This window comes from Candidatus Arthromitus sp. SFB-turkey, from assembly GCF_001655775.1.
Taxonomy (GTDB): Bacteria; Bacillota; Clostridia; order Clostridiales; family Clostridiaceae; genus Dwaynesavagella; species Dwaynesavagella gallinarum.
On the sequence record NZ_LXFF01000009.1, the window covers coordinates 78,119 to 86,555 of the forward strand.

Consider the following 8,437-nt stretch of genomic DNA (forward strand, 5'->3'; position numbering starts at 1 on the left):
TGCTTATACTCCTTTCAAAATTTTTTCATATACCTTAACTGTTTCTTCAGCACATGTTTTCCAAGAATATTTACTTAAAATTTCCTTATAATCATAATAACTTTCCTCTCTATGATCTTTAAAAGTTTCATGTAAAACTTTAGAAAGCTCTTCCTCATTTTTAGGATCAAAATAAATACATTTATTCCCTAAAACTTCTCTTAAACACTCAACATCTGAAACTACAGTTTTCACTCCATAACTCATAGCTTCAAGAGGTGGAAGACCAAACCCTTCATAAAGAGAGGGATAAACAAAAACTCCTGCATTTTTATATAAATATTTAAGTTCGTCATCATTAACTTTTCCTGTAAATATAACTCTATCTTTTAAATTAAGAGATTCAACTAAATCATATATACTTTCATAAAGCCATCCATTAGATCCAACAATTAATAAATTAACCTTATGTTTATCTCTAATTAAATTAAAAGCTTTAATCAAAGTATCTATATTTTTTCTAGGAGATATTGTACTAACTGTAAGTATATATTTATTTAAACACATATCTCTTACACGTTTAGAAACATTATCAGCGCATATTTCCGTTTCACTTAAATTATTAAATCCATTATGTACGACATGTATTTTATAATCAATATTTTTGTAGTATTTACACAGTTCAGATTTAGAAAAATTTGTGATTGCAATTATTTTATTTGATTTATTAACAGAAATATTAGTCATAAAATTTTTCCATAAAACAGTTTTTTTAGTAAAAGCATCTGAGAGGGTTTTAAAAGCTAAATCATGAACAGTTATAACAATTCTCTTACTTTTTAAAAAAATTGGAGCCATACTATCTGGATAATGAACAACTCTATCTTTAAATTTTTCTCTAATAAGTTTTGGTATATATATTTGTTCAAATAAATTTCTATCTTTAGAATTTTTTACATTTTTAAATATCAAAAGCGACTTTGAATTAACAAAACTATAATCCTTTAAATCTTCCTCACGAATTATTATTTTAATATCATCCTTAAGCAAAAAATATAATTCTTTCGATAACTCAAAACTATATCTTCCAATTCCAGCACTAATAGATTTTTGAAGTGCATTAAATAAAATCATACACTATTCTCCTGAAACCATAAAATTTTTATAACATCCATTTTATAAAACTTTCCATTTTTCAATTCTTTTAAATTCTCTGCTTTTCTCATCAACAAAATTCTTTATCTTAACCTTAAATATTTCCTCATCAAATTTCTCTGCGTGTTCTCTTATTTCCTTCTTATTAAAATTCATATTATTAAACCTTTTTACAGCATCGCTCATAGAACTAACAGTTTGTTCATTAAAAAATACTCCTGTTTTATCTTCTACAACAGTTTCAAGAGCTCCTCCTTTTGCATACGCAATAACAGGTGTACCACTTGCTTGAGCTTCTAATGGTGTTATACCAAAATCTTCTTCTCCTGGAAATAAAAAAGCTTTTGCTTTACTATAGTAGCTTTTTATAACTTCATCTGATTGTCTTCCTAAAATTTTAATATTAGGAGAAGTAACCTTCTTTTCTATTTCACTTCTCATAGGACCATCTCCTATTACAACAAGAGGAAGCTTTAACTCATTAAAAACTTCAACTGCTAAATCAATTTTTTTATACTCCTGAAGCCTTGATACAACCAAAAAATAATCTTCTTTTTCTTCACTTACACTAAAAAATTTACTTCTAACAGGAGGATGTATAACAAAACTTTCTCTTCTGTAATGTTTCCAAATTCTCTTAGCTACATTTTTAGAATTTGCTATAAAATAATCAACTCTGTCTGAAGAAACTCTATCCCACATTCTCATATAATTCATTATGTATTTAACAAAAAATTTTTTTAACTTTCCAGCATTTTGTATATATTCATAATAAAATTCCCATCCATATCTCATAGGGGAATGACAATAACAAATATGACACGTATCAGGATTAGTTATTATTCCTTTAGCACAAGATGAACTACTACTTAAAACAACATCATAATTATTTAAATCAAACATCTCAAAAGCTATAGGCATTAACGGAAAAAATTTTCTGTGATCTTTAACAGCACTTTTTATATTTTGAAGAAACGATCCTTCTATTTTACAATGTTTAAGTATTCCTTCTAATTTTTCCCTATTATAAACACTTGTATATATAGTTGCATCATTAAATATTTCTAAAAAATTAGTAACAACTCTTTCAGCTCCTCCCATAAAAGGAAGCCAATCATGCACTAAAGCAATTTTCATAAATTCACTCCTACTTTTTTCCATTTAACCTTAGTATTCACTAATTATATAAAAAAAACAACATATTTTGTATAAATATTACTAATTTTTATTATTTTTATAAAAAAAGTATACAAAATGTTCTAAAATAAATACTATAATTGCATTTAAATTTCTTACAAGGAGCATCAAAATTATGAATAACATAAAAGAAAATAAAATAAACCTCATAGAATTTAATTATTTAAGAGCTATTGGTATATTTTTAGTAGTTTTAGGACACTCTTTTCCTTATATAGATGAAACAAATTTTCAATTATATAAATACATACATTCTCTTATATACTCATTTCATATGCCTCTATTTATTATGATATCTGGTTTTTTCGCTTATAAAATACTAACTATTAATTCATTTAAACAATACAAACTATTTATTTCAAGTAAATTTAAAAAACTAATGATACCTTATTTTACAATAAGTTTTCTAACNNTTTCAGAAAGAGCAGTTGTTTTGTCTGAAGTATTAATTGACATATTTTTATACCCTTGGAATAATCCAATAATATTTTTTTGGTTTATATATGTTCTATTTTTAATGTTCTTGTTCTCTCCAATAGTCGTAAAATTAAATAAATATATTGTTTTATCATTATTTTTTGTATTATCTATTATTCCAATGAACAATATTCAATTTATGGGAATAACAACAACATTAAAATATTCAATTTTCTTTTTTATTGGAGTTTACTTAAGAGATTATTACATGAAAAATAGAAATGTGTTTTTTAATTTCAAATTCAAACAAATACGTTCTATATTTTTACGTTCTATATTTTTAATATTAATTCCTTACATAATTTTCATTTTAAACATAAACGTAACTTTAAATAATCAAAATCCTTTATCATTAACATTGTCAAATTTTTTATATATTTTAAAAGCACTACTTGGGATATATATATCTTTTGTAAACTGCATAATAATTTATAAATTCAAACCTTTTAAAAAACTAGGTTTTGTTTTAGAAAAAATTTCTTATTATAGTTTTGATATTTATTTACTATCATGGTTTCCACAAATATTTTGTAGAATTATTTTTTACCAAATATTTAATTTAAATTATCATTTAGTTGTATTGATTTCACTAATTTTAGGATTTTCTCCTATTATTATTTCGAAATTTATATTAAGAAATTTTAATTTTACTAAAAAAATTATACTTGGTATCAACTAAAAAGTTTTATTTATAAAATATTTATGATATACTTTAACAATTAATTTATTATTAGAGGGTAAAACATATGCTTAACAATGATTCTAAGCAATTTAAAAATGTAATGAAAATAATTTTGTATATATCTATTGTTGTTATTTTATTTGTTGGTGGTTTATTAACTGGAAAAAGCTTAAAACTTTTATCAAAAATCTCATCTATTGAAAATAATTTAAATAAAGATGATTTAGGCATAAATGAAGACCTTATAAATAATTCAGAAGAGCTTTCAAATGGAAAAATTATAACAATTGCCGCATTTGGATTAGATAGAAGAACTTCAGATGAAACTCCTAGATCTGATGCTATAATGCTTATAACTATAGATTCATCACGAAAAAAAGTTAAACTTATATCTATAATGAGAGATCTTTATGTAAATATTGATGGTGTTGGAAAAGATAAATTAAATCATGCGTATTTTTACGGAGGACCTTCACTATCTATTAAAACATTAAATAACACCTTTAACTTAAACATAGAAGATTATATTTCCTTAGATTTCTTTAATTTACCTAAAATTATAGACGAACTAGGTGGAATTGAATTAGATGTAAAATCTGAAGAAATAAATAATTTAAATAAATATATAAAGGAAAATCAACGCCTTTTAGGAGTAAGTGGAGATCACACAATTAAATCTTCTGGAGTTCAAACATTATCAGGCATTCAATCCTTATCTTATGCTCGTATAAGATCTGTTGGAGATGGAGATTTTGAAAGAACCGATAGACAGAGAAAAGTTATAATAGCTATGATTGATAAAGCAAAAACCATGTCTCCTATAAAACTTACTTCACTAGTTGAAAAATATATTGACTCCATAGAAACAAGTTTATCTTTAAATAAACTTTTATCCATAGGAGCTAATTTATTATTAGGTGGATATGAAATAGAACAAACAAGAGCTCCTTTTGAAGGAGAATTCAACGACTCTGGAAAAATAATAAATGGAGTATGGTATTTAACTTTCGATCAAGAAAAAACTACAGAAAGTCTTCATAAGTATATTTTCGACGATATATTACCTTAAAATATAAAACTATGTAATTTATTAAATTACATAGTTTTTGTTTTTTAATACAAAATACTTATAAGGTGATTATATTGAATTTAATTATTAGTACACTTATAATTATAATATCTTTAGTTCAATCTTTATTTTTAGGTGGTTTATATTTAATTCACAATAACATTACACAAACAGAAGAGCAAATAATAATAAATAATTTTTCTTCAACAAATAATAAAGATTTATTTTCAACTTCACAAGCATCTATAAATGGTCTTAAATTATTAAATTCTTTCCCTCATGACATGATATTAGATATACGTTACGCATCTAAAAATAATTTTACAAAGAAAGTTCTATATGACGCTGATGTAGCTGTACTTCATGAAGAAACCCTTAAAAAAATTTTAAATGCTCAAGAAGAATTTAAATCACTTGGGTACAAAATTAAAATTTGGGATGCTTATAGACCTTTTTATGTTCAAAAAATTTTATGGGAAATTTTGCCTAATAGTAATTATATAGCAAATCCTTATAAAGGTGGTTCTAATCACAATAGAGCTTGTGCTATTGATATAACTTTAACAGATTTAAATGGAAATGAAATCGATATGCCTACAAACTTTGATGAATTTTCAGAAAAAGCTCATAGAAGTTATGTTGGAGCATCTAATACACAAATTAAAAATGCAGAACTTTTAAAAAATGTAATGATTAAACATGGATTTAAACCAATATATACAGAATGGTGGCATTTTGATGATTCTAATTACTTGAATTATCCTGTAATTAATATAAGTTTAAATGAATATGTACAAACTATAAACGATAAAATGAAAGGGGGTGAAATTAATGAAAATTAACGTGTCTAATGAAACTTGTGAGCTTTTAAAAAGTCAATTAGAAAAGAAATGTAAAAAATATGTACGATTAAACATGGCTGGTTTTGGATGAGGAGGTCCTACCTTTTCAATTGTTCTGGATGAACAAATTAAAGATGATGATATAACTGTTAAAGTTAATGATATAACTTTCCTTGTAAATAATGAATTTGAAGACTTTTTAGATGATTCAACAATTTCTCATTCTAAAGGAGTTTTTGGAACAAACTTTAAAATATCTTCAAAACATTCCACTTGTTAAAATTTTAGGTATGTCTTTTGACATACCTAATTTTTTGTCATTTTTTGTATTGTAAAATCTTGACAATTATATGAAAAAAATATATATTTATGTTTGTATAGTTAGAAAATATACTCTTTTAAGAGTTTTTTAGGAGGATTATTTTTAAATGAAATCAACTGGTGTTGTAAGACGTGTAGATGAATTAGGGAGAATTGTTATTCCAATAGAATTAAGACGTAACTTAGATATAGGAGAAAAAGATGCTCTTGAAATTTATGTAGATGGAAATCACATAATTCTTAAAAAATATGAACCAGCGTGCATTTTTTGTGGAGATGCAAAAGATATACATAACTTTAAAGAGAAAAATGTTTGTAAAAATTGCTTATCAGAACTTAATGTTTTTATATAAAAATAAACCTCACTTTTTTTAAAATCGTGAGGTTTATTCTATTTTATCTATTCTATTTATTATTAAATCATAAACATAATTCTTTTTTAAATTATTCTCTTCACATATTTTCTTTACGTTTTCCTTAGTTGTTAAATTAAATCTCCTCTTATTTTCATAAAACTCATTTAAAATGAAATCATCATCTATTTGTATATTGTCTTTTTTATAATTCTCTATACAAATTACAAACTCTCCTCTTATTTTAGAGCCTTCAAAATAACAAATACTTTCTTCTATAGTTCCTCTAAAATTTTCCTCAAATAATTTCGTAAGTTCTCGCCCTATATATATTTTAGTATTCTCCCCAAATTCATTTTTCAAAAGATTTAATGTATTTAAAAGTCTATGTGGGGCCTCATAAATTATAAGAGCTGTATATGTTTCTTTCATTAACTTTATAGTTTCTTTCATCTTCTTTGTATTTCTAGGAAGAAAACCTATAAAAGTAAAAATATCATTTTTAAAACCACTTAAAACAAATCCATTAATTAAAGCACATGCACCTGGAAGTACATCAACTTTTATATTTTCTCCAATACATCTATTAATTAAAATTTTACCTGGATCACTTATACCAGGCATACCTGCATCACTAATTAAAACATATTTAACACCATTTAAAATATCTTCTATAATTTTATCAATTAATTTATACTCATTAAATTTATGATAAGAAATTAATTTTTTCCTTATTCCATAATAATTAAGCATCTTTAAAGAACACCTAGTGTCTTCACAAAGTATAATATCGCTCTCTTTTAAAATTTCAACTGCTCTATAAGTAATATCTTTTATATTTCCAATAGGTGTAGCAACTACATATAAAACCATATAAACCTCTCTTATATTAAATTGTACAACAAAAATTATATTATAAACTCCCCCATTATTGAAAATGTTTTTTTTTTACTATATACTATTAACTGACTATAATTGGAAGGAGCACTTAAGTGAATTATACATTTAAAGAAATTAACTCTAAAGAATTAGATCAATTTTCGTTTAACTCTCCTAAAGGGCATATTTTTCAAAGTTCCTATTGGGCACTTTTTAAAAATGAATGGACACACAAATCCATATTAGGTTTTGATAATGATAATAATACAGTTTTATGTTGTATAATTCTTATAAGAAAATTACCTTTGTTAAATTATAAATTAGCATATATTCCACGTGGTTTTGTATGTGATTATAAAAATAAATATCTCCTAGAAGAATTCACAAATTTCTTAAAAACTTTTTCAAAAGATAATAAAATAGCTTTTATAACAATAGATCCAGATATTCATTTAAGTGAAAATAACATAAAAATTGAAGAAAGCATTGAAATTTGTAATACTCTCAAAAGTTTAGGATACGTAGAAAATAGTTCTAAAAATTTCGAAAATATTCAGCCAAATTTTGTTTTCCGTCTAAAACTACCTGAAAGTTCAGAAAATTTAACAAAAGAAGAAATAAAAACAAACATATTAAAACACTTCTCAAGTAAAGCTCGTTACAATATAAAATTAGGAATTGAACGAGGACTCAGTGTTGAAAGTTATACTTTTGATAATTTACCTGAAAATAAGATTGAAATATTTCAAGATTTGATGGACATAACTGGAAAAAGAGATAATTTCATAGTACGTAAAAAGGATTATTTCTATAATATGATGAAAATTTTAAATCCATATTGTAAATTATACCTCGTAAAATATTCCTACGATATAGATAAAGACAACATCTATAAAAAAATAAACAAATGTAAATCAAATATGGATAGTGCAAAAATAAAACTTATAGATCTTGAAGAATCTCTAAAAAACACTACTGAAAATGATAAAATAAATAAAATTAATACAAAAATTGAATCAAGAAAAAAAGAAATAGCGTTAAATGAATCTCAACTAGAATCACTTGAAAATAAACTTCACATAATTTCTAAATATAAAAACAAAGAGGTATATTTATCTGGTGCAATATATCTTCATTGGGGAAAAAAAGCATGGTATTTATATGGAGCATCACACAATATATTACGTGATACAATGCCTAACTTCTTAATGCAATATGAAATGATTAAAAATAGCATAGAAGAATCACATAGCATTTATGATTTTAGAGGTGTTTCTGGAGATTTAAATGAAAATAACCCATTGTATGGTCTATATAAATTTAAAAAAATGTTTAATGGAGACTTTATAGAATTTATTGGGGAATACACTTTAATAAACGATAAAAAAATATATTTCCTATTCAAAAAAATATTTCCAAAATTCAAAGAAATACGAAATACAATTTATAATAAAAATGCTCTAAAATAATAAAAGAAGTAAGA

The 8,437-nt window shown here is 24.1% G+C and carries 8 protein-coding genes and 1 pseudogene; 6 read left to right on the forward strand and 3 right to left on the reverse strand.

Features of this window, described 5'->3' with window-relative positions:
* Positions 1-3: 3 nt before the first annotated feature.
* Together A6P36_RS01475 and A6P36_RS01480 are read right to left on the reverse strand one after the other, a co-directional pair.
* Positions 4-1,113: a glycosyltransferase family 4 protein gene (locus A6P36_RS01475; RefSeq protein ID WP_066760432.1), complete on the reverse strand. Its 1,110-nt coding sequence runs from the start codon at positions 1,111-1,113 to the stop codon at positions 4-6.
* Between the two features lie 42 nt (positions 1,114-1,155).
* Positions 1,156-2,271 carry a glycosyltransferase gene (locus A6P36_RS01480; RefSeq protein ID WP_066760433.1) on the reverse strand — a complete coding sequence of 372 codons (1,116 nt, stop codon included), beginning with the start codon at positions 2,269-2,271 and terminating at the stop codon, positions 1,156-1,158.
* A gap of 175 nt (positions 2,272-2,446) precedes the next feature.
* Between A6P36_RS01480 and A6P36_RS08320 the strand changes: the two genes are divergently transcribed.
* The 5 genes and pseudogenes from A6P36_RS08320 to A6P36_RS01500 form a co-directional block, all read left to right on the forward strand.
* On the forward strand, positions 2,447-2,742 hold a 296-nt coding region (locus A6P36_RS08320; RefSeq protein ID WP_242861611.1), incomplete at its 3' end, for an acyltransferase family protein.
* Positions 2,743-2,744: 2 nt separating this feature from the next.
* Positions 2,745-3,487, forward strand: a pseudogene (locus A6P36_RS01485) (acyltransferase family protein); the annotation flags it as partial.
* A gap of 67 nt (positions 3,488-3,554) precedes the next feature.
* Positions 3,555-4,559 (forward strand): LCP family protein, encoded by a 1,005-nt coding sequence (locus A6P36_RS01490; protein ID WP_066760435.1) that lies wholly within the window; start codon positions 3,555-3,557, stop codon positions 4,557-4,559.
* Between the two features lie 65 nt (positions 4,560-4,624).
* Complete coding sequence (locus tag A6P36_RS01495; RefSeq protein WP_066760436.1) at positions 4,625-5,401, forward strand: M15 family metallopeptidase; 777 nt, start codon at positions 4,625-4,627, stop codon at positions 5,399-5,401.
* Between the two features lie 428 nt (positions 5,402-5,829).
* Positions 5,830-6,075: an AbrB/MazE/SpoVT family DNA-binding domain-containing protein gene (locus A6P36_RS01500; RefSeq protein ID WP_066760437.1), complete on the forward strand. Its 246-nt coding sequence runs from the start codon at positions 5,830-5,832 to the stop codon at positions 6,073-6,075.
* A gap of 33 nt (positions 6,076-6,108) precedes the next feature.
* Here A6P36_RS01500 and rsmI read toward each other — a convergent pair whose 3' ends face one another.
* Complete coding sequence (rsmI, locus tag A6P36_RS01505; RefSeq protein WP_066760438.1) at positions 6,109-6,948, reverse strand: 16S rRNA (cytidine(1402)-2'-O)-methyltransferase; 840 nt, start codon at positions 6,946-6,948, stop codon at positions 6,109-6,111.
* A 119-nt stretch (positions 6,949-7,067) separates the two neighbouring features.
* Here rsmI and A6P36_RS01510 point away from each other — a divergent pair, with 119 nt between their 5' ends.
* The gene (locus A6P36_RS01510) at positions 7,068-8,423 is read left to right on the forward strand and encodes a lipid II:glycine glycyltransferase FemX (protein WP_066760439.1); all 1,356 of its coding nucleotides are present in this window, start codon (positions 7,068-7,070) and stop codon (positions 8,421-8,423) included.
* The last annotated feature ends 14 nt before the right edge of the window (positions 8,424-8,437 follow it).

Bases quoted from the DNA above. Each gene is read 5' to 3' on its own strand.
- A6P36_RS01475 (WP_066760432.1), bottom strand. From the start codon at position 1,113: ATGATTTTATTTAATGCACTTCAAAAATCTATTAGTGCTGGAATTGGA.
- A6P36_RS01480 (WP_066760433.1), bottom strand. From the start codon at position 2,271: ATGAAAATTGCTTTAGTGCATGATTGGCTTCCTTTTATGGGAGGAGCT.
- A6P36_RS01490 (WP_066760435.1), top strand. From the start codon at position 3,555: ATGCTTAACAATGATTCTAAGCAATTTAAAAATGTAATGAAAATAATT.
- A6P36_RS01500 (WP_066760437.1), top strand. From the start codon at position 5,830: ATGAAATCAACTGGTGTTGTAAGACGTGTAGATGAATTAGGGAGAATT.
- rsmI (WP_066760438.1), bottom strand. From the start codon at position 6,948: ATGGTTTTATATGTAGTTGCTACACCTATTGGAAATATAAAAGATATT.